Annotated in this window: 19 protein-coding genes; 2 read left to right on the plus strand and 17 right to left on the minus strand. The window is 62.3% G+C overall.

The features are described from left to right. Nucleotides 1–64: 64 nt before the first annotated feature. The 10 genes from hflX to ndk all read right to left on the minus strand — a co-directional run bounded on the left by hflX (nucleotide 65) and on the right by ndk (nucleotide 11,379). Entirely contained in the window at nucleotides 65–1,330 is a 1,266-nt protein-coding gene (gene hflX, locus NCT04_RS08380; RefSeq protein ID WP_244825332.1) for a GTPase HflX, read from the minus strand. 83 nt (nucleotides 1,331–1,413) lie between these two features. Beyond that, the gene (gene hfq / locus NCT04_RS08385) at nucleotides 1,414–1,650 is read right to left on the minus strand and encodes an RNA chaperone Hfq (RefSeq protein WP_008349383.1); all 237 of its coding nucleotides are present in this window, start codon (nucleotides 1,648–1,650) and stop codon (nucleotides 1,414–1,416) included. 149 nt (nucleotides 1,651–1,799) lie between these two features. After that, nucleotides 1,800–3,140 (minus strand): ribosome biogenesis GTPase Der, encoded by a 1,341-nt coding sequence (gene der / locus NCT04_RS08390; RefSeq protein WP_244825333.1) that lies wholly within the window; start codon nucleotides 3,138–3,140, stop codon nucleotides 1,800–1,802. A gap of 390 nt (nucleotides 3,141–3,530) precedes the next feature. Then, nucleotides 3,531–4,676 (minus strand): outer membrane protein assembly factor BamB, encoded by a 1,146-nt coding sequence (gene bamB, locus NCT04_RS08395; RefSeq protein WP_250464959.1) that lies wholly within the window; start codon nucleotides 4,674–4,676, stop codon nucleotides 3,531–3,533. 128 nt (nucleotides 4,677–4,804) lie between these two features. Further along, nucleotides 4,805–5,434: a tetratricopeptide repeat protein gene (locus tag NCT04_RS08400; protein ID WP_244825335.1), complete on the minus strand. Its 630-nt coding sequence runs from the start codon at nucleotides 5,432–5,434 to the stop codon at nucleotides 4,805–4,807. A 111-nt stretch (nucleotides 5,435–5,545) separates the two neighbouring features. Further along, complete coding sequence (gene hisS, locus NCT04_RS08405; protein ID WP_250464961.1) at nucleotides 5,546–6,886, minus strand: histidine--tRNA ligase; 1,341 nt, start codon at nucleotides 6,884–6,886, stop codon at nucleotides 5,546–5,548. A 6-nt stretch (nucleotides 6,887–6,892) separates the two neighbouring features. Beyond that, nucleotides 6,893–8,221 (minus strand): flavodoxin-dependent (E)-4-hydroxy-3-methylbut-2-enyl-diphosphate synthase, encoded by a 1,329-nt coding sequence (ispG, locus tag NCT04_RS08410; RefSeq protein WP_244825337.1) that lies wholly within the window; start codon nucleotides 8,219–8,221, stop codon nucleotides 6,893–6,895. A gap of 150 nt (nucleotides 8,222–8,371) precedes the next feature. Further along, the gene (locus NCT04_RS08415) at nucleotides 8,372–9,460 is read right to left on the minus strand and encodes a helix-turn-helix domain-containing protein (protein ID WP_250464963.1); all 1,089 of its coding nucleotides are present in this window, start codon (nucleotides 9,458–9,460) and stop codon (nucleotides 8,372–8,374) included. Between the two features lie 187 nt (nucleotides 9,461–9,647). Beyond that, nucleotides 9,648–10,790, minus strand: coding sequence for a dual-specificity RNA methyltransferase RlmN (gene rlmN / locus NCT04_RS08420; protein WP_250464965.1), 1,143 nt, complete (start codon nucleotides 10,788–10,790; stop codon nucleotides 9,648–9,650). A 163-nt stretch (nucleotides 10,791–10,953) separates the two neighbouring features. Next, complete coding sequence (gene ndk, locus NCT04_RS08425) at nucleotides 10,954–11,379, minus strand: nucleoside-diphosphate kinase (protein ID WP_244825340.1); 426 nt, start codon at nucleotides 11,377–11,379, stop codon at nucleotides 10,954–10,956. Between the two features lie 356 nt (nucleotides 11,380–11,735). Between ndk and NCT04_RS08430 the strand changes: the two genes are divergently transcribed. After that, nucleotides 11,736–12,434 carry a Bax inhibitor-1/YccA family protein gene (locus NCT04_RS08430; protein WP_244825341.1) on the plus strand — a complete coding sequence of 233 codons (699 nt, stop codon included), beginning with the start codon at nucleotides 11,736–11,738 and terminating at the stop codon, nucleotides 12,432–12,434. A gap of 71 nt (nucleotides 12,435–12,505) precedes the next feature. On the opposite strand, the gene rlmD is transcribed toward NCT04_RS08430, so the two are convergent. The 6 genes from rlmD to surE all read right to left on the minus strand — a co-directional run bounded on the left by rlmD (nucleotide 12,506) and on the right by surE (nucleotide 18,720). Next, nucleotides 12,506–13,924 (minus strand): 23S rRNA (uracil(1939)-C(5))-methyltransferase RlmD, encoded by a 1,419-nt coding sequence (gene rlmD / locus NCT04_RS08435; protein ID WP_250464968.1) that lies wholly within the window; start codon nucleotides 13,922–13,924, stop codon nucleotides 12,506–12,508. Between the two features lie 65 nt (nucleotides 13,925–13,989). After that, a complete protein-coding gene (locus NCT04_RS08440) occupies nucleotides 13,990–14,766 on the minus strand; it encodes a 3'-5' exonuclease (protein ID WP_250464970.1) in 777 nt (258 codons plus the stop codon). 45 nt (nucleotides 14,767–14,811) lie between these two features. Next, nucleotides 14,812–15,909, minus strand: coding sequence for an RNA polymerase sigma factor RpoS (rpoS, locus tag NCT04_RS08445; protein WP_250464972.1), 1,098 nt, complete (start codon nucleotides 15,907–15,909; stop codon nucleotides 14,812–14,814). An 11-nt stretch (nucleotides 15,910–15,920) separates the two neighbouring features. Then, nucleotides 15,921–16,862 carry a peptidoglycan DD-metalloendopeptidase family protein gene (locus NCT04_RS08450; protein WP_244825345.1) on the minus strand — a complete coding sequence of 314 codons (942 nt, stop codon included), beginning with the start codon at nucleotides 16,860–16,862 and terminating at the stop codon, nucleotides 15,921–15,923. A 5-nt stretch (nucleotides 16,863–16,867) separates the two neighbouring features. Beyond that, entirely contained in the window at nucleotides 16,868–17,965 is a 1,098-nt protein-coding gene (locus tag NCT04_RS08455) for a protein-L-isoaspartate(D-aspartate) O-methyltransferase (RefSeq protein ID WP_250464973.1), read from the minus strand. Further along, nucleotides 17,962–18,720, minus strand: a complete 759-nt coding sequence (gene surE / locus NCT04_RS08460) for a 5'/3'-nucleotidase SurE (RefSeq protein WP_250464975.1) — start codon at nucleotides 18,718–18,720, stop codon at nucleotides 17,962–17,964. The genes NCT04_RS08455 and surE overlap by 4 nt, the downstream gene beginning before the upstream one ends. Nucleotides 18,721–18,823: 103 nt before the next feature. On the opposite strand from surE, the gene NCT04_RS08465 reads away from it, so the two are divergent. Next, a complete protein-coding gene (locus NCT04_RS08465; protein WP_250464977.1) occupies nucleotides 18,824–19,798 on the plus strand; it encodes an NADPH:quinone oxidoreductase family protein in 975 nt (324 codons plus the stop codon). A gap of 130 nt (nucleotides 19,799–19,928) precedes the next feature. Here the strand turns inward: NCT04_RS08465 and NCT04_RS08470 are convergent, their stop codons facing one another. Next, nucleotides 19,929–21,134 carry a CaiB/BaiF CoA transferase family protein gene (locus NCT04_RS08470; RefSeq protein ID WP_244825349.1) on the minus strand — a complete coding sequence of 402 codons (1,206 nt, stop codon included), beginning with the start codon at nucleotides 21,132–21,134 and terminating at the stop codon, nucleotides 19,929–19,931. Nucleotides 21,135–21,145: the final 11 nt, after the last annotated feature.

The following is a 21,145-nucleotide window of genomic DNA, read 5'->3' on the forward strand; positions in this document are numbered from 1 at the left end:
CAGCCGGGGGTAGACATCCAGACAGATAAGCCCGGGCGATGCAATCCGGAGTTCCGCGAGCCGATCAGTGACCGTGCTCGGAAACCTTGTGGTCACGTTGTTCGGTCAGCCGGTGGTCTTCCGGCTGCGCGTTCGTGTCGTGTGTTTCGTTTGACCCGGACAGCGGGGATTGCGTTGCATCGGACTCGAGTTGCGGCGCTTCGATTTCAGCGAGCACGCTTGGTAAAGCCTCTTCGCTTTCGTCCGTTTCCGCAGCAGCGATTTCGGCGATGGCGGCGCGCAGCGCATCGAGCCCCTGGCCCGAGCGTGCACTCAAAAAGACGCGCGAAATATTACCATACTCGTCCCTTTCAACCGCTTCGCCACGGGCCGCCAGCTCAGGCACCGCGTCGATCTTGTTGAAGACGAGAACCTGCCGGATGGAATCCGCGCCGATGCCGCGCAATACCTCGTTCACCTGATCGATTTGATCGAGGCGCACGGCGCTCGATGCATCGACCACATGCAGCAGCAAGTCTGCGTGGATGGTTTCCTCGAGCGTGGCGCGAAAGGCCGCGACGAGCTGGTGAGGCAATTCGCGGATGAACCCGACCGTGTCCGATACCACCACGTGCCCCGCTTCCTCGCCGAGATAGACGCGACGCGAGGTTGTGTCGAGCGTGGCGAAAAGCTGGTCGGCGGCGTACGCTTGCGCCTTCGTGAGCGCATTGAACAGCGTGGACTTGCCGGCGTTGGTATAGCCGACGAGGGAGACCGACATCGTGCGATTACGCGTGCGCTGACGACGCTGCGTACCATGCTGACGGCGCAACTTCTCGAGCCGGGTCTTGAGCGCCTTGATACGCTCACCGATCAGCCGGCGGTCCGTTTCGAGCTGCGTTTCGCCCGGACCGCGCAGGCCAATACCGCCCTTTTGCCGTTCCAGGTGAGTCCACGCGCGAATGAGCCGTGTCGACAGATACTGCAGCTGTGCGAGTTCGACCTGCAATTTGCCTTCGTGGCTGCGGGCGCGCTGCGCAAAGATGTCGAGGATGAGGCTCGTGCGGTCCACCACGCGGCGGTCGAGCGCGAGTTCGAGATTGCGCTGCTGCGCGGGCGCGAGTGCGTGATTGAAGATGACGAGTTCGACGTCGTTCGCTTCGCAAGAAAGGCGCAGTTCTTCAACCTTGCCGCTGCCAATGAACATCTTGGCGTCCGGAGCCGAACGGCGGCCGGTTAGCGTGACGGCGGGATGGGCGCCTGCACTTTGTGCGAGCAGGCTGAGTTCTTCTAGACTGGCTTCGAAATCGATCTTGCCGAAGTCGATGCCGACGAGCGCTGCATTGATCAAATTGATATTTTTCGGTTTTTGAAGCGACCGGCGAATTGTTTGTTGTTCGCTTTTTGTGAAAACAGCGCCGGTCGCGACGAGGTTTAGGACGGTTCAGCGTCCGGGTGGAAATTCACCGGACGGGCCGGCACGACGGTGGAAATGGCGTGCTTGTAGACCATCTGTGTGACCGTATTTCGGAGCAACACGACATACTGGTCGAACGATTCGATGTTTCCTTGAAGCTTGATGCCGTTGACCAAATAGATCGACACCGGCACGTGCTCTTTACGCAGCGCGTTCAAAAACGGGTCTTGTAACAATTGCCCTTTGTTGCTCATAGCAAACTCCGTGTTTTTTTGCAGGTTGGATGTATTGTCGGCGAAGAAAAAGAGATCCGCCGACAATCGCTACACTATAGCTGATTTTCGTTTCCGCACCAGCCTGGCCAAATGGCCGACCGGCCTGAAACGCTTGACTCACGCGGCTTTCAGCCTTTGTCCGCGTATGGGTTATGGCTCGACCGGAACTCTATGCGCAGTGGCGTCCCGACCAATCCGAAAGTTTCTCGGAAGCGCCCTTCCAGATAGCGTTTATAAGTCTCGGTAATGGCGTCGAGCGCATTGCCGTGCACCACGATGATCGGCGGATTTTGTCCACCCTGGTGGGCATAACGCAGCTTCGGACGAACCGGACCGCGACGGCGCGGCTGCTGAAACTCCACCGCGTCGATGAGCGCGCGCGTGAGCTTCGGTGTTGGCAACTTGGCCATGGCGGCGGCGTAGGCTTCATCGACAGACTTCATCAATGGGCTGATGCCGCTCTTCTCCAGCGCCGAGACGTAGTGAAATTTAGCAAAGTCCAAAAACTTGAGCTTGCGGGTGAGATCCGCCTTCGTGCGCTCGCGCACATGCGAATCCAGACCGTCCCACTTGTTCACGCCGACCACGAGCGCGCGGCCCTGTTCGACCACGAAGCCCGCTATGTGCGCGTCCTGATCCGAGATGTCTTGCTGGGCGTCGAGCAAAAGGATCACGACGTTGGCATCGGAAATGGACTGCAAGGTCTTCACCACCGAAAACTTCTCGATGGCCTCGAACACCTTGCCGCGACGACGCAAGCCCGCCGTGTCGATAAGCGTGTATTTGCGGCCTTGTCGCTCGAAATCAATATAAATCGAATCGCGCGTGGTGCCGGGCATGTCGAACGCGATCACGCGCTCCTCGCCGAGCAATGCGTTCACGAGCGTCGACTTGCCAACGTTCGGACGTCCGACGATGGCAATCTTCACGCCGTGCTGCGCCTTCTCTTCTTCGCTCTCCTCGGGTTGACCGGCATAAGCGATGTCGAGCGCGTCGTTGATCATCTCGGTAACGCCGTCGCCGTGCGCAGCCGAGATCGCGCGCGGATCGCCGAGACCGAGTTCGTAGAAGTCGGACGCGACGGCCGAATACTTCATGCCCTCAGCCTTGTTCACGACGAGAAAAAGCGGTCGGCCGGTCTTGCGCAGATAGTCGGCAATCGCCTTGTCTTGCGGCGCGAGCCCGTTGCGTCCATCGACGATGAACACGACGATGTCTGCCTCTTCCACCGCCTGACGCGTCTGCCGCGCCATTGCGTGCAGGATGCCGTCTTTCGCGACCGGCTCGAAGCCGCCGGTATCCACGACGAGATACGGCCGCTCGCCGCCCACGCGGCCTTCGCCGTAGTGGCGGTCGCGGGTGAGGCCGGGCAGATCGGCGACGAGTGCATCGCGCGAACGCGTCAGCCGGTTGAATAAGGTGGATTTCCCCACATTGGGGCGCCCGACGAGGGCAATCACGGGTTTCATCAGATGTTGTTCAAGGTTGAACGCAAGACGGCACACGAGGCGTGCGAACGAGACCTCTCGTTCCGCTCATGCCGCGCCACGGCTGCGCTTGTCGAAAATTAGCATGGATTCGGCTTGCGGCACGCGCGACGCGTCACGGCGTCAGTGTGTCAAGCCTGCGGCGCTGGGACGCCGCTGCGCCTCGTCAGAGGCAGTTTTGGCGCGCCGCCTTCGCGCGACGCGCTTTGATTCTTGCAGCCCACCGCGCGTTTTGCGTTCCGCTGGCAGGCTCTCGGGAGTGCGCGCGATTGCCGCGCCTCCTGCTTTCTCTTGCGGCCCGGTTCTGGCCGGACCTGCCGCGCGATCGGCTTCGAGCGCGCAATACCGCTCGATCAGACGATCACGCGCGTGTTAGTTGCTGGGACGAAAGCCGTAGATGCCGCCGTCGTGCGTCAGGACCACGAGCGTGTTGCCGGCGAGCACGGGCGGCGCGGTGATCGCGCTGCCGTCGGTCTTGGCGCGGCCGACGAGTTCGCCGTTATCCGCGCTCAGGAAGTGGACGTAACCTTCGAAGTCGCCAACAACGACCGCGCGACCGAGAATATACGGCACGCTGACCTGGCGGTTCTTCAGCTTGTCCGTTTTCCAGAGCTGCGAGCCGTCCGAGGTGCGGAATGCGTTTACGACCGACCAGTCGTCGCCGGCTGCGACCAAGTCCGAATCCTGCGCAAGACCGCTGTCGGACGAGAAGCTCTTTTCCCAGTCCGGACGGCCGGAATTTGCATTGAAGCAGCCGATGCGGCCCTGGAACGTCACCGCGCAACTCTGCGCGCCGACGAGTCCCGGTGCGCCGGTCACGTCGTTGATGCGCTCGACTTCGGTCACGCCCTTCGGATACGAAACCGGTGTTTGCCAGAAGGCATCGCCCGTTTGCAGGTTGATTGCAGCGAACGTGCCGCCCGGGAATCCAGCAAGCACGGCCTGATTGCCGGCGAAGGTCATGCCCGCCGCGACGCGCAGATTCAGCGGCACCGCGCGCAATTGGAAGACCCACTTTTGTTCGCCGGTCTGCGCGCTGAAGGCCACGACCTTGCCGTCGATGGTACGCACGATCACGAGGTCGTTGCCGACGAGCGGCGGCGAGATCAGTTCGCCCGGCGCGACCGCCGTCCACAACTGCTTGCCGTCCGGTCCAAGCACGTAGACCGAACCCTTGAGACCGCCGACCGCCGTCAGATTGCCGTCGCTGCCGACGCCCGCCGACAGATCGTCCTTGAGCTTGATGCGCCAGACATCCTGACCCGTTTTCGCGTCGATCTTCACGACCGAGCCGTTCTCGCCTGCGGCAAAAATTGCGTCGCCCACGGCAACCGGCGCGAACAGATAGCGGCCTGCCTTGCCGACGCTCGCCTTCCACGCCTGGGAGACGTTGAGCACCGGCTTGAACTCGACGAGCGGTGTCGGCACGCGGCGTTCATCCTTGGTGGATGAGCAAGCCGCGAGCAAGGCGGTCATCGCGCAGGCAAACGGCACGGCGTAGCGTTTCAAAAAAGTCATCGGTGGACGCAACATGAATTATCGGATTCGGTTGATCGGCGCCCGGCCGCGCCTTCGCCTTCAAGGCGTTGCGCGGCCGGGCGGCCTGATTGTTATATGGCTCGGTCGATTGCGGCGGCGCGCGCTGATCAGCCGCCGAGCGCGTCGAGCTTGAACTGGACCAGTTGCCGCGCGGAGGTATCGTTCGCGGGCAGCGCACCGAGCGCCAGCTTGTAGGATGCGCGGGCGTCGTCGCGCTTGCCTTGCGCCGCAAGCAGATCGCCGCGACGGTCCGCGATCACACCCTTGTAGGCGTCGAGCGGCGCATCCGCGAGCAGCTTCAGACCCGCGTCGTAATTTTTCTCGTCGAGCAGCACCAGCGCGAGACGCAGCTTCGCGACTTGCTTGTACTCGTCGTCCTTCGCGTGATCGATGGCCCATTGCAGTTGCGCTTTCGTGCCGGCGGTATCGCCCGCCGTGTATAGCGACTTGGCCGCGGTGAGCGCGCTCATCTGAGCGTAGGCCGTGCTGCCGAACTTGTCTTCCATGTCCGTCGCAATACGGCTCACCATTTTCTGATCATTGCCGGTGACGGCCTGCTGAAGCTGGTCGTACAGCACGGAAGCCTCGGCCGCCTGATGACGCTGCCAGTAATTCCAGCCGTTGTATCCGGCTGCGATTAAAAGCGCCACGAGGATGATCCACGTCGTGGAATTACCCCACTTGGCCCACCAGGCTTTCAAACTTTCCAGTGATTCTTCTTCGTCGTGATAGCTCATCGTCCAGCTATTCCTTCCTGCGTTTCATTGCACTTCGAGTGCCGTGCGCGATGCCGGACAGTTCACTCATCCAGCGCGATGCCCACGGCCATTGCCCGCGTGTCGGGCCGCCTAGTCTTCGGCGGATGCCACCATCGCATTGATTAGGTATTCGGTCAAGTCTTCCGCCGGAACGTTGACCTGCTCGTTCTTTTGCGCGTCCGACGTTTCGGCGCCCGCGCGGCGCAGCGGCTTTACGCCGATCGTGCCCTGCGCGAGTTCGTCTTCGCCCAGCACGACGGCAAAAGCCGCGCCGCTCGCATCGGCTTTCTTCATCTGTGACTTGAAGCTGGCAGGCGCGCCGTCCGGGCTGCAATGCAGGATCACGTCGAGGCCCGTGTCGCGCAGACGCTCCGCCACGATGAACGCCTGCTCGGCGGCAGCTTCTCCCTGATGCACTACGTAGACGTCCGTACCTTCCGCTTCCGGCACGAGATTCTCTTCCTTCAGCAACTCCAGGATACGCTCGACGCCCATCGCCCAGCCACACGCGGCCGTGGGCTTGCCGCCAAGTTGCTCGATGAGCGGGTCGTACCGGCCGCCGCCCGCCACCGTGCCTTGCGCGCCGAGCTTGTCGGTCACCCACTCGAATACGGTGAGGTTGTAATAGTCGAGACCGCGCACGAGACGCGGATTGATCTTGAACGGAATGTTGTTGGCCTTCAGCAGCCTTTGCACGCCCTCGAAATGCTTGCGCGATTCTTCGCCCAGGAAGTCGGTGAGCTTCGGCGCGTTCTGCGCGATTTCCTGCAGCGCGGGATTCTTCGTGTCGAGCACGCGCAGCGGGTTGGTGTAGAGACGGCGTTTGGCTTCTTCGTCGAGCGCGTCGACGTGCTGCTCCAGATACGCGATCAGTTCCTTGCGGTGCGCCGCGCGCTCGTCAGGCTGGCCGAGCGAATTCAGTTCCAGGCGAATGCCGGTCAACCCAAGGTCGTCCCACAGACGCTGACACATCATGATGATTTCGGCGTCCGTGTCCGGTCCCGCGAAACCGAGTGCTTCCACGCCGACCTGATGGAACTGGCGATACCGCCCGCGCTGCGGACGCTCGTGACGGAACATCGGGCCGATGTACCACAGGCGCTTCGGACCGTCGTACAGCAGGTTGTGTTCGATGCTCGCGCGCACCACCGCCGCCGTGTTTTCGGGCCGCATGGTGAGATGTTCGCCGTTGAGCGAATCGGTGAAGCTGTACATCTCTTTTTCGACAATATCCGTCACTTCGCCGATCCCGCGCGTGAACAACTGCGTATGCTCGATGATCGGCGTGCGGATGTTCTGATAACCGTATGCGCGCAGCATCGACTTCACCGTGGATTCGAAAAAGTCCCACAACGCGGCATCCTGCGGGAGGATGTCGTTCATGCCCTTGACGCCGGTCAGCTTGCCGAGCCGTTTCTTCTGTTCAGTCATCTGTCTTTAAAGTGTTGCCGCGGACGTTTCTTCGCGCTTGCCGGTTTCTTGCCCGTAGGTGCGCTCGACGTAGTCGCTGACGATTTGCTGGAATTCCTCGGCGATACGCTCGCCACGCAAGGTCTTCACCTTCACGCCGTCGATAAACACGGGCGCGGCGGGATTTTCGCCCGAACCCGGCAAACTAATGCCGATGTTCGCGTGTTTCGATTCGCCAGGCCCGTTGACGATGCAGCCCATCACCGCGACGTGCATCTTCTCGACGCCGGGAAACTGGTCGCGCCATACGGGCATGGAGTTGCGCAAATAGCTTTGGATCTGCGACGCGAGTTCCTGGAACAGCGTGCTGGTCGTGCGCCCGCAGCCGGGACATGCAATGACCATGGGCGTAAAGGAACGCAGGCCCATGGTCTGGAGGATTTCCTGGCCGACGACCACTTCGCCCGTGCGCGCGCCGCCTGGCTCGGGCGTCAGCGAAATACGGATGGTGTCGCCGATGCCTTCCTGCAGCAGCAACGACAGCGCCGCCGTCGAAGCGACGATACCCTTCGAGCCCATGCCCGCCTCGGTCAGGCCGAGATGCAGCGCGAAGCTGCAACGTTTAGCGAGTTCGCGATAAACGGCGACCAGATCCTGCACGCCGCTCACCTTGCACGACAGGATGATCTTGTCGCGACCGAGGCCGAGTTCGACCGCGCGTTCCGCCGAGCCGACCGCCGACTGGATCAGCGCTTCATACATCACGCTTTGCAGTTCCCACGGTGCCGAGCGCGCGGCGTTTTCGTCCATCATGCGCGCGAGCAGGTCCTGGTCGAGACTGCCCCAGTTCACGCCGATGCGCACCGGTTTGTCGTACTTGATCGCGGCTTCGATCATCTGCGCGAATTGCGTGTCGCGCTTTGCGCCCTGTCCGACGTTGCCGGGATTGATGCGGTACTTCGACAGCGCTTCGGCGCATGCCGGATGATCGCGCAGCAGCAGATGCCCGTTGTAATGGAAGTCGCCGACGAGCGGCACGGACACGCCCATGCGGTCGAGCTGATCGCGGATGTGCGGAACTTCCGCCGCCGCTTCCGGCGTATTCACCGTGATGCGCACGAGTTCGGAACCCGCCTGCGCCAGTTCCTTGATCTGGATGGCGGTTCCGATGGCGTCGGCGGTGTCGGTGTTGGTCATCGACTGCACGCGCACCGGTGAGTCGCCGCCGATGGTGACGAGCTGACCGCCCCAGCGCACGTCCACCGCATGCGATGCACGACGCTTCGACGAGCCGCCGAACACCGGTTCGGTCGAACAGATCTTGCTGCTAATCAGGGATTGAGCTTCGGATTGCATCGAAAAACCCTTTGGCCACCAGGCGCCGCGTGCAAGCGGCGCGACGGTGCGAATATGGAACCTTGAACGGGCATCACGGCAAAAGCCGGAATGCCCATGACTTGCACGCGCGCTGAACCTCCGACTCCGACACCGCTACGCGCCGCCGGTTCAGGGCAGCGTGAAGCGCGCGACGTTGCCGCGTGCGGAAACGTATTTCTTGGCGTCGACCGGCTGATCGTCAAACGAGATGGAATCGACGCTCTTCGCGTTGCCGACGGTCACCTTGAACGGCGCTTCGCCCTGCACGCGTTGCGTGCTTCCCGCGTGGACGAGACCGGAGAAAACCTCCTTGCCGTCCTTGCCGCGCACGCTGAACCAGCTATCTTCCTTCACTTTCAATTCGACTGCGCTCGCGCCCGTGCCGGCGACGACCGGCGCGGATGCGGCGGCGCCAGCGGCCGGCGCCTGCTTGGCTGCGGCCGACGCGCTTGCGCCCTGCAACGCCGCAATGGTCGACGACGAGGCCGGCAACGCGTTCGTGCCGAGCGGACGTGGCATCGGCTGTTCGCCGGGCGCGGCGGCCACTTCGGGCAGCGAGGCGGCTTCGCCGGTGTTCGCCGCGGCGGCTTCATCAGGCGTGGAAACGACGGAAGCGGACACCGTGTCGCCCGGCGCGGCCGTGCCAGCGCCCGTGCTCGACTTGAGGCGCGCGAGCCACGCCGACGAATCGCCGCCGGTATGCCACATCACGAGCGCGGCCAGCACCACGACGACCGCCGCGATGCCCCAGAGCCACGAGCGTTTCTTGCCCGACGAACCACCGAGTGGCACCGACACGCGCTGTCGCGGCAGACCCGTACCCGCCGAAGCCGGCACCTTCAGATTTTGCCCGACCGCCGCGCCCTCGCGACGAAAAGCCTGCGTGAAAGGCGCGGGATCGGTACCGAGAACCTTGGCGTAGCTACGCACGATACCCGCTGCGAACGTGCGATCGGGCAATTGACTGATGTCGCCCGCTTCCAGCGCGAGCAGCTTGTTCGGCGAGACCTTGAGACGCGCTGAAATGTCGTCGATCGACCATGACTTCGCGTGACGAAGCTGCGCGAGCCGCGCGCCGACGGCGGCAATCGAATCCAGAGGCCCCGTCTGGCTCGCGTTCGATGCCGCCCCGCCAGTGCCCGCCTGACTGTCATGCTCATTGACAGGAAGACCCCCGGTATGACTGCCAAAAGGCGTCGGGTGCTGCGGCTCACTCATCCCAATTTCCTCGCATCGATTCTTTTATATAGCGCGGCTAAGCCGGCGGATTGCATCAAAACGTGAACGATACAGCCCCGGCAATGTTGCAGACCGCTTTATAACAAAATGTTCGGCTTTGCGCGCCGGCCTGGCGCGACTTCCGTCTTTTCGGACTTGTTTTTCTTCGCTGTACGGCGGCAATGCGTCAGACCGCGCGCACCTCGATCACCTTGCCTGGCGCGCGACCCATGCGTTCCACGAGGCGCGTGCGATCCTTCACCTCGCCCGCCAGCTGCCCGCAAGCTGCGTCGATGTCGTCACCGCGCGTCTTGCGCACGGTGGTGACGATGCCCGCGTCCATCAGAACCTGCGCGAAGCGCTTGATCCGCTCGTTCTTCGAGCGAGTCAGACCTGATTCCGGGAACGGATTGAACGGAATGAGGTTGAATTTGCACGGCACGTCGCGCGTGACGGCCAGCAGTTCGCGCGCATGGGCTTCTGTGTCGTTGACGCCGTCGAGCATGCAGTATTCGAACGTGATGAAATCGCGCGGCGCAACCTTCAGATAGCGCTGGCACGCAGCCATCAATTCACGCAGCGGATACTTCTTGTTGAGCGGCACCAGCATGTCGCGCAGCGGGTCGTTCGGCGCGTGTAGCGACACGGCAAGCGCCACTGGCAGATCCGCGGCGAGGCGGTCCATCATGGGCACGACGCCGGAAGTGGATAGCGTCACGCGACGGCGCGACAGGCCATAGGCGTTGTCGTCGAGCATCAGACGCATGGCGGGCACGACGGCGTCGTAATTCAGCATGGGCTCGCCCATGCCCATCATCACGACATTGGTGATGACGCGCTCGCCCTTTCCCGGGCCGCCGACTTCGCGCCCGAGCGACTTGCGCAGCGCGAATTCGGCCAGGCGCAACTGCCCGATGATCTCGCCAGTGGTCAGATTGCGGGAGAATCCCTGCTTGCCCGTGGAACAAAACCGGCAGTTCACCGCGCAGCCTGCCTGCGAGGACACGCACAACGTGCCGCGCGTTTCCTCGGGAATGAACACGGTTTCGACAGCGTTACCGTTGCCTACGTCGATCAGCCACTTGCGCGTGCCGTCGGTGGAAACGTGATCGCGAGAGATGTCGGGCATAGCCAAACTGGCGCGACCCTTGAGTTTTTCGCGCAGCGATTTCGCGAGGTCCGTCATGCCGTCGAAGTCGTCGACGCCATATTGGTGGATCCAGCGCTGCAATTGCTTGGCGCGAAACGGCTTTTCGCCAAGGCTGTCGCAATAAGCGACGAGCCCGGCGGCGTCGAGATCGAGAAGATTGACGGTGCTGCTGTTCGTCATGTCGAGTCCTGCCATTTCAGATTGCGAAGCTCGGGAGCTTTTGCCCGAGACCGTTCGCGCCAATTCCTGCATGTTCCAGCTTTTCAAGCGATGCCGGCGCGACAGCCGCATGATCCGGCGCACTGCCTCGAGGCGCGGACCGATGCGGCAACCAACGCGCGACTTAACGCGAGTAGACGTTCACCTGCGGAAAGAAGAACGCGATTTCTTGCGCTGCCGTTTCCGGAGCGTCGGAACCATGCACGGCGTTTGCATCGATGCTGTCCGCGAAATCAGCGCGGATCGTGCCCTTGTCTGCCTTCTTCGGATCGGTCGCGCCCATCAGGTCGCGGTTCTTGATGATCGCGCCTTCGCCTTCCAGCACTTGGATCTGCACCGGACCGGAGATCATGAATTCCACGAGGTCCTTGAAGAACGGGCGTGCAGCGTGCACTGCGTAGAACTTTTCCGCGTCCGCGCGCGACAGATGCACCATGCGCGAAGCAATGATCTTGAGTCCAGCACTCTCGAAACGGCTGTAGATTTGGCCGATAACATTCTTTGCCACTGCGTCCGGCTTGATAATCGACAGGGTGCGCTCGATTGCCATGAAAAACTCCAAAAAATTAACGGTTTACGGATTAAAAGGAATCGACAATTGTAGCATGAAGCAGGGTATGATTGCGATTGAAACCTTACGGCGCCGTAAGGGTCGAACCGTCATACGTCAGCGTGCCTCAAGCGTGTATTGCGCCGAGAAACGTCGGCGCCATTGATTTCGGACCGTGCGGCAGTCATATTGGAGTCGAGCCGCGCTTTGCAACCGCCTCGCGACATCAGGCACTGCACGAAACCGGAATGGCGCGGGCAACGGCCTCATAATCGCTTAAGTATTCCTACCGTATCATTCGTGTATGACGGATGTAGCGCGGGTCGACGACAGACAATTTGAAGCAAGGAGAAACCATGAACGAATCACCCTACAGTTTTGGACGCAACGGCAGCGTCACTTCGGTCGAGGTGCGCAACCGCGTGCTACGCAACACTTACTGGCTGCTGGCGCTTTCCATGGTGCCGACGGTGCTCGGCGCATGGGTCGGCGTCGCGACGGGCTTTTCCCTGTTCGCGGCCACCAGCCCGGCAATGAGCTTCATCGCGTTCATGGCGATTGCGTTCGGCTTCATGTTCGCCATCGAGAAAACGAAGAACAGCAGCATGGGCGTGATCGTCCTGCTCGGCTTCACGTTCTTCATGGGCCTGATGCTCTCGCGTCTTCTGAGCTTCATCCTCGGTTTCTCGAATGGGCCGCAGCTCATCATGATGGCCTTTGGCGGCACGGGCGTGATTTTCGCGGCCATGGCGACCATCGCCACGGTCAGCAAGCGTGACTTTTCGGGCCTCGGCAAGTGGCTGTTCATGGGCGTGATGGTCATTCTGCTGGCTGCAGTCGCGAACATTTTCCTGCAACTGCCGGCGCTCATGCTGACGATCTCCGTGCTCGCCATCGTCATCTTCTCGGCTTACATGCTGTTCGACGTGCAGCGCGTTGTGAATGGCGGCGAGACGAACTACATCAGCGCGACGCTCGCCATCTACCTCGATCTGTACAACGTCTTCACGAATTTGCTGGCACTGCTCGGCATCTTCGGCGGCAACCGGAACTGATCGAACCGGTGCTTCAAACGAAAAACCGGCCTTCGGGCCGGTTTTTTTTTGCCTTCTTAAATAAAAGCGCTTCAGTCGCGTTCGAACAATGCAATGGATTCGACGTGCGACGTATGCGGGAACATGTTGACGACGCCCGCGCCCTTCATCCGATACCCCGCCTCGTGGACGAGCAGGCCGGCGTCGCGCGCGAGCGTCGCCGGGTTGCACGACACATAAACGATGCGCTTCGGCAGCGAACCCTCGCCGCTTTGAGCGATGTCCGCAAGCGCCTTCGCCACCGCGAGCGCGCCCTCGCGCGGCGGATCGATCAGATATTTGTCGAAGTGCCCGAGCGCGCGCAGATCGTCGGCAGTCACTTCGAACAAATTGCGGCAGGCAAACGACGTATGGCCGTCCACGCCATTGGCCTGCGCGTTTTCCAGCGCGCGCGCGGTCAGCGCTTCGCTTCCTTCGATACCCACCACTTCGCGCGACACGCGCGCAAGCGGCAGCGTGAAGTTGCCGATGCCGCAAAACAGATCGAGCACACGATCGTTCTGTTCCGGCGCGAGCAGGCTCAACGCGCGCGCCACGAGCACGCGGTTGATCTGATGGTTCACCTGCGTGAAATCAGTCGGCTTAAATGGCATGCGGATGTGAAACTCCGGCAGCGTATAAGCCAGTTCGCTCTCGAGCGGATAAAACGGATAAACCGTGTCGGGACCTTTCGGCTGCAGCCAGAATTGCACGCCGGCGTGTTCGTCGGCAAAGGCGCGCAAAAGCGCTTCGTCGGCGTCGTTGAGCGGTTCGAGAATGCGCAACACCAGCGCCGTCACGTCCGCGCCAACCGCAAGCTCGATCTGCGGCATGCGGTCACGAATCGACAAACCGGCTACCAGATGCCGCAGTGGCACGAGCATGGCGGAAACGTGCGGCGGCAGCACCTCGCAACTCGTCATGTCGGCGACATAGCTGCTCTTGCGTTCATGAAAGCCGACGAGCACGCCGCCCTTTTTCTCGACGTGCCGCACCGTCAGGCGCGCGCGATAGCGATAACCCCACGACGGCCCGTGAATCGGCCGGAACATGGTTTCCGCGCGCAGTTTCGACAAATGCTGGAGATTGTCCTCGAGCACCCGCTGCTTCACGGCAATCTGCGCGCGCACGTCGAGATGCTGCATGGAACAACCGCCGCACGTGCCGAAGAACTGACACTTCGGCTTCGTGCGGATGACCGCCTCGCGCAACACGTTCACCACTTGCGCCTGCTCGAAACTCGGCTTCTTGCGATAGCTCGAATAGCTCACTCGTTCGCCGGGCAGCGCGCCTTCGACGAAGATCACCTTGCCCGGCTCGCCGTTCTCGTTGACCGTGCGGCCGACGCCGCGCGCGTCCATGTCGAGTGACTCGATTTCGATTTCGGGCGCGGCGAATGACGGATCGGGCGTAACGGTTTTGGCCGGCGCGGCGCGGCGGCGATGCGAATTTTTTCGAGCGGCTTCAGACACCTGCGTACTTCCTGACTGACGTGTTGGCAAAGGCGAGATTGTAGACGAACGTCACGGCCTCGCACTCACCGGCCGAATGCGGCGAGATATTCGGCCCAATGCGGCGACGCTTCCAGCGCGAGCGCGTTCTTCACGAAGTTGATCTCGTCCGCGTACTCGTCCGGCGTGAGTCCGCCACGCATCATCTGAAAGCGGCAATACATAAGGTAAGTGTTGACGACATCCGTTTCGCAATAGTTGCGGATCTCGTCGATCTGACCATCGCAATAGGCGTCCCACACCTTGCCGCCGTCCATGCCCAGCTTGCCGGGAAAGCCGCACAGTTTGGCGAGTGCATCGAGCGGCGCGTTGGCGCGCGCCTGATACATCGCGAGCACGTCCATCAGGTCGAGATGCCGCATGTGATAGCGGCTGATGTAGTTGTTGAACCTGAACTCGCGATCGTCCTGGCCCAAGTCCCAGTAACGCGGCGCCGCGATGCCATGCACGAGCGCACGATAATGGAGCACGGGCAGATCGAAACCGCCGCCGTTCCACGAGACGAGTTGCGGCGTGTATTTTTCGATCACGCGATAAAACGACTGGATCAGCGATGCCTCGCCATCCGTCTTCGTGCCGAGCGAGCGCACGCGAAAACCGCTGTCGTCGCGAAAGACGCAGGAGATCGCGGCAATGCGTTGCAAATGATGCGGCAAGAAGTCGTTGCCTACGCGCTCGCGGCGCGCGGCGAACGCGTGTTCGGCGACTTCGCGCGCGGACAGATCGTCGGGTAAGTCTTCGAGACGGCGAATGCCGTCGACATCGGGAATGGTCTCGATGTCGAATACGAGAATCGGTGTCATTGAATTCTGGAAACGCGGCACTCTTTCGAACGCCGCTTTGGAGCGTTAAAGCACGGCGTCCTTGCGCACGCCGTTCGAGGCGAAGAAGCGTTTGAGCCGCACGAGCGCCTCTTGCTGGATTTGCCGTACGCGTTCGCGCGTGAGGCCCATTTCATCGGCCAGTTCTTCGAGCGTGGCGGGTTCGATATGGTTCAGCCCGAAACGCCGTTCGATCACATGCCGATGTTTGTCCGACAGACGCGAAAGCCAGAGCCGCGTGAGCGTTTCCAGTTCGCGGTGCTGAACTTCGGCATCCGGCGACTGGCTTTGATCGTCCGAAAGGAGATCGAGCAGGCTGCTGCCGGGGTCGAGGTCGAGCGGGGCATCGAGCGAAGCCGTGTGTTCGTTGAGCGCGAGGATATCGGTGACTTCCTCCGGCGTCTTGCCGGTGAGATACGCAATATCTTCGATGCTCGCGTCGCGGCGCTCGGGCGCGACGGGATCGGTCGAATTCGCCGAGTTCTTTTCCAGATGACGCTTCGCGCGCAACACTTGATTCAGTTCGCGAATCACATGCACCGGAAGGCGCACCGTGCGCGCCTGATTCATGATTGCGCGCTCGATGCTCTGGCGAATCCACCACGTGGCGTAAGTCGAAAAACGAAAACCGCGCGTGGGATCGAATTTCTCGATTGCGTGCATGAGACCGAGGTTGCCTTCCTCGATCAGATCGAGCAAAGGCACGCCGCGATTGAGATAACCCTTAGCGATACTCACCACCAGCCGCAAATTGCGCTCGATCATGACCTGGCGCGCCTCGAACTCGCCCGCCTTGGCAAGACGCGAATAACGCTGCTCTTCCTCTACGGTGAGCAGCGGTTTCACGCTGATGCGATTGAGGTAATGCTGAATGGTGTCGGCCGTCAGTTCGGCCTGCAAAAGAGAGCGAAAGTCGTCGGGTTCGGGCGCGGAATCGTTTGCGCCTTCTCCCGACTCGTCGCCACCCTTTTTACGGTTTTCGCCTTCTTCGTCGGAATCGATATCGACGTCGATGTTTTCGGCATCGTCGTCTCGGGTCGAAGCACCGTCTTCCACCGACACTTGCAACGGTCGGCTGATGGTCTCAGTCTCGGCTTGCGGCTGGCGGCGCTTCGTTTTTTGCATGATGGCTCGCTTTATTGCGGCGGCAAATACTTCAGTGGGTCAACAGGTTTTCCCTGCCGGCGAACTTCGAAATGCAACATCACACGGTCTGAATCGCTGTTGCCCATTTCGGCGATTTTTTGACCTTTGGTCACCGCGTCTCCTTCTTTTACCATCAAAGCGCGGTTGTGTGCGTACGCAGTGAGAAAAGTCGCGTCGTGCTTGATGATGATGAGATTCCCGTAGCCGCGCAAGCCATTTCCGGAGTAGACGACCCTGCCATCCGCCGATGCATTGACCGCATCTCCCGGTGCACCGCCAATGTTCAAACCTTTGTTCTTCGCGTCGTCGAATGTGCCGAGAATCGGACCACGCGCCGGCCAGATGAAAGCCGGTTGAGCCGTTGCCGCGCTGTCCACGCCCGGCGCCGGCGTGGTGCCCGCGAGCGCACCCGATGCAGCGCCCGGCGCGGCGCCCATGCCCGACGACGGACCGTAGTACGGCGGCTGCGTCGTTGCACCCGACTGCGGCGTACCATAGACCCCCGCGCCGCCGTTAAGCGGTTGCGTAGCCACCGCGCCACCCGCGATCGGTGCGGTCGACACGCCCGGCGTCGCCGCTGCCAGATTCGCACCCGGAGGCGCCACGCGCACCAGTTGACCGACTTCGATCTGGTTCGGGTTCGTCAGGTTATTCCAGGTTGCGATGTCGTGATAATTCTGACCGTTTTCCAATGCGATCCGATATAGGGTGTCGCCCGGTTTCACGCGAATATAGCCAGGCGGCGGCGGCTGGTTGGCAAGCGCGGCGGCATCCGTGGCGATAGGCGCGCCCGTTCTGTCGACCACCGGCGCTGAATCCATCCGCGACGCACAGGCCGCCAGCATGGACAGCGCAAGGACGCACACACCGCGCTGCGCCGCCGTCAGGCGAACGTCCGCACGCGTTTCTCGCAAAGCACGCAAGATACTCATCGGTTTCAAATCACTCCGGATTTTAAAGGTACAAAAAAAACGCGATCGAGCTGCGACTCCCGCCATTGCGTGGCCGACACGCGCGTGACGAGCGTGAGCACCTGCGACTGCGCGGCCTGCGAGCCCACCGGCGCGACGAGCCTGCCGCCTATCGCCAGTTGTTCGAGCAAGGCCTGCGGCACGTCGAGTCCCGCGCACGCGATCACGATGGCATCGAACGGCGCCGCGGCAGCCAGTCCGAGCCGCCCGTCGCCATAATGCAGCCGGATGTTCGGCACACGCAGCGGCCGAAGATTGAGCTTGGCGCGTTCGGACAACGGCCGCACGCGCTCGATCGAATAAACCTCGGTCGCGACCTGCGACAGCACCGCTGCCTGATAGCCGCAACCGGTGCCGATTTCCAGCACCTTGTCCAACGTGCGCCCGGCCGCGACCAGTTCGATCATGCGCGCGACCACCGACGGCTTGGAGATGGTCTGATGGTGACCGATCGGCAGCGCGGCATCTTCGTAAGCCTGCGCGGCGAGGCCGGGGTCGACGAACATATGGCGCGGCACGACCGACATGGCGTTCAACACGCGCGGGTCGGTCACGCCGTTCGTGCGCAGGCGTTCGACCATGCGCTCGCGCACCCGTTCCGAGGTGAGCGTCTGCGTGCTGGCGAATGCTACGTTGGGCGCGCCCTTTTTCGTGGCCGTCGATGCCGCGTTCAGATCGCGTCCGGCGGGACGCTGCGCGGTGCGCAATGCACTCGTTCGGGGATGCGGCGCCTGGGCCGGACTGCGATTCGCGCCCGGAACCGGTTTCGCGGTTCCACTTGCCGGTTTGGTAGCGGCCTTGGCGACGGAATTGACGACAGGCTGGGCCACCGAGCGCACCGGAAAAACCGTGGTCGCGGACTTGGCGGATGCCGCCGCGCTCGCCGGATTCTTGAGCGCTGAAGCCGCGCCGCGCACACTGCCCGGCTTCGCGGCAGCGGCTTTCGTGGTCGATACCGCCACTGACTTGGCGCGCGCGTCCTGCGTGCGGCCGGCCGGCTTGCGCGGCTCGCGCACGAGGTCCGCGAGCGCCAGCGGGAAGCGCTTGGCGCGCTCGTCGCTCATGAGCGACGGCTCCCGGCTTGCGCCCATTCGCGGGTCTCGGCCATGAGTTTCGTGTGAGTCAGGTCGAGCTGCAGCGGCGTGATCGAAACGAAGCCGTTCGCGACTGCGTGAAAGTCGGTGCCTTCGCTGGCGTCGAGCGCGTCGCCCGACGGGCCGATCCAGTAGATCGGGTTGCCGCGCGGGTCGGTCTGGCGAATCACCGGCTGCGACGGATGCCGCTTGCCCAGACGCGTGACCTTCCACTCGCGCAGTTGGTCGTACGGCAGGCTCGGAATATTGACGTTCAGAAGCGGATGACCCGGCATGGGGTGATCCAGAAAATGCGCGACGATTTCGGCGGCCACGCGCGCCGCATCTTCTAGATGCAGCCAGTCACGCCCGACGAGCGAAAACGCGATCGCCGGAATGCCGAACATGAAGCCTTCGGTGGCGGCCGCGACCGTGCCGGAATAGAGCGTGTCCTCGCCGACATTCTGGCCGTTGTTGATCCCTGACACGACGAGATCGGGCCGCGCTTCGAGCATGCCGGTGAGCGCGATATGCACCGAGTCGGTTGGCGTGCCGTTCACGAAGTTGAAACCGTTAGCCGACTGATGCACGCTCAATGGCCGCGACAACGTGAGCGAGTTGGACGAGCCGCTGCAGTTCTGCTCCGGCGCCATCACCGTTACTTCGCCGAGCGGCTGCAAGGCGTCGTGCAGCGCGTTGATGCCGCGCGCCAGGTAGCCGTCGTCGTTGCTGAGTAGGATTCGCATCCGGCGATTGTAACCGAGGAAACATGACGCGCCCACGCTTTGCGGGGTCGCGCACAGACAGCCGTCTGCCCTACACTTGGCGCCAGCCCATCAAGGAGGACACATGCGCGCCGTTCGATGCAACCAACACGGATTACCCGATACGCTCACCGTCGAAACGCTGCCGGATTTGCACCCCGAAGCCGGGGAAATCGTCATCGATGTGAAGGCCGCGAGCGTGAATTTTCCCGATGTACTGATCATCCAGAACAAGTACCAGTTCAAACCGCCGCTGCCATTTACGCCGGGTGCGGAACTCGCGGGAATCGTGCGTGAGGTGGGTGCGGGCGTCATGCGCGTGAAACCTGGCATGCGCGTCGCGGCTTACACCGCGCAAGGGGCATTCGCGCAACAGGCGCGTGCTCGGGAAACGGATTGCGTCGTGCTGCCCGACGACGTCGACCTCGCGCTCGCCGCGGCCTTCACGCTTGCCTACGGCACGTCCTATCACGCGCTCGTGGATCGCGGCGCGCTCAAGTCGGGCGAGACGCTCCTCGTGCTCGGCGCGGCGGGCGGCGTGGGCGTCGCGGCAATTCAGATCGGCAAGATTCTCGGCGCGCGCGTGATCGCGGCGGCATCGAGCGCGGAAAAGCTCGCGTTCTGTCGCGAGCAAGGCGCGGATGAAATCATCGACTATCGAAACGAAGACTTGCGCGAGCGCGTCAAGGCGCTCACCCATGGCCAAGGTCCCGATGTCATATTCGATCCGGTGGGCGGCGCCTACGCCGAACCGGCGTTTCGCAGCATCGGCTGGCGCGGGCGTTATCTCGTGGTCGGCTTCGCCAACGGCGAGATCCCGAAGCTGCCGCTCAACCTCGCGTTGTTGAAGGGCGCGAGCATCGTCGGCGTGTTCTGGGGCGATCACATGCGCCGCGAACACGCGATCGCCGATACCGAATTTGCCACCATGGTCGACTGGATCAAGGCCGGCAAGTTGCTGCCGGTGGTGACCAAACGCTATCCGCTCGATGCAACCGCGCAAGCCCTCGATGACATGATGAACCGGCGCGTGACGGGGAAGATCGTGATCGAGCCTTGAGGCGCTTCGAAGGTTGGTCGTGGGCCACGGTGCATGCGCGACGCCCTGCCCCATGCGCAAGCCGGCACCGGTGTCGCGGCCATCTTCGGGCCGCCGCGAGAGTTCGCGTTTTTTACGCGTAACGACTTCCTCAGATCACGTTCGCCGCACGCAACCGCGCGATGTCGTCCTCGGCATACCCAAGCGACCGAAGCACTTCATCCGTATGTTCGCCGAGTTGCGGCCCGAGCCAGCGCGTCTCGCCAGGCGTCTCGGACAGCTTCGGCGTCACGTTCGGCAGCGTGATCTCACGGCCGTCCTGCCACGGAAAACGCTGCAGCATTTGACGCGCGATGTACTGCGGATCGGTGAACATGTCGGCTACGCTGTAGATACGGCCAGCGGGTACATCGGCGGCGTTGAGCACGGCGAGCGCCTCGTCGATACTGCGCGTCGACAACCACGCGGCGATGGCATCGTCGATTTCCTGCGTGCGCGGCACGCGGCCATCGTTCGAAGCGAGCGCGGGATCGTCGGCGAGATCGGCGCGGTCGATTGCCGTCATCAACCGCTTGAAAATGGGATCGCTATTGCCGCCAATGACAATGCTGCCGTCGCGGCACGGATAGGTATTCGACGGCACGATGCCCGGCAGCGACGCGCCGGTGCGCTCGCGCACCATGCCATAGACGCCGTACTCGGGCACCACGCTTTCCATCATGTTGAAGACGGCTTCGTAGAGCGCGACATCGACCACCTGCCCTTTGCCGCCATTCACCTGCCGATGATGCAGCGCCATCAACGCGCCGATCACGCCGTGCAGCGCGGCAATGGAGTCGCCAATGGAAATGCCGATGCGCGGCGGCGGTAACTCGGGATAGCCCGTGATATGACGCAAGCCGCCCATCGATTCGGCGATCGCGCCAAAGCCCGGTCTGTCGCGATACGGCCCGGTCTGGCCGTATCCCGAGAGCCGCACCATCACGAGACCGGGGTTTTCGGCAGAAAGCACCTCATAGCCGAGCCCAAGTTTTTCGAGCAAGCCCGGCCGAAAATTTTCGACGACGATATCCGCTTCTTTCGCCAGCCGCCGCACGATCTCCTTGCCCTCTTCGGCCTTCAGATTGATCGTCACGGACTTCTTGTTGCGCGCCTGTACCGCCCACCAGAGGGACGTTCCGCCCACTTCAGGGTAAAGCTTGCGCCACTTGCGCAGCGGATCGCCGCCCTTCGGATCTTCGATCTTGATGACATCCGCGCCGAATTCGCCCATGAAGCGCGCCGCGAACGGTCCCGCGATGAGCGTGCCGAGTTCCAGCACCTTGACGCCGGCAAGCGGGCCCGTCGATGCGGTCATGTCGTTCGTCT

Source organism: Caballeronia sp. GAFFF2, from assembly GCF_023631485.1.
Taxonomy (GTDB): domain Bacteria; phylum Pseudomonadota; class Gammaproteobacteria; order Burkholderiales; family Burkholderiaceae; genus Caballeronia.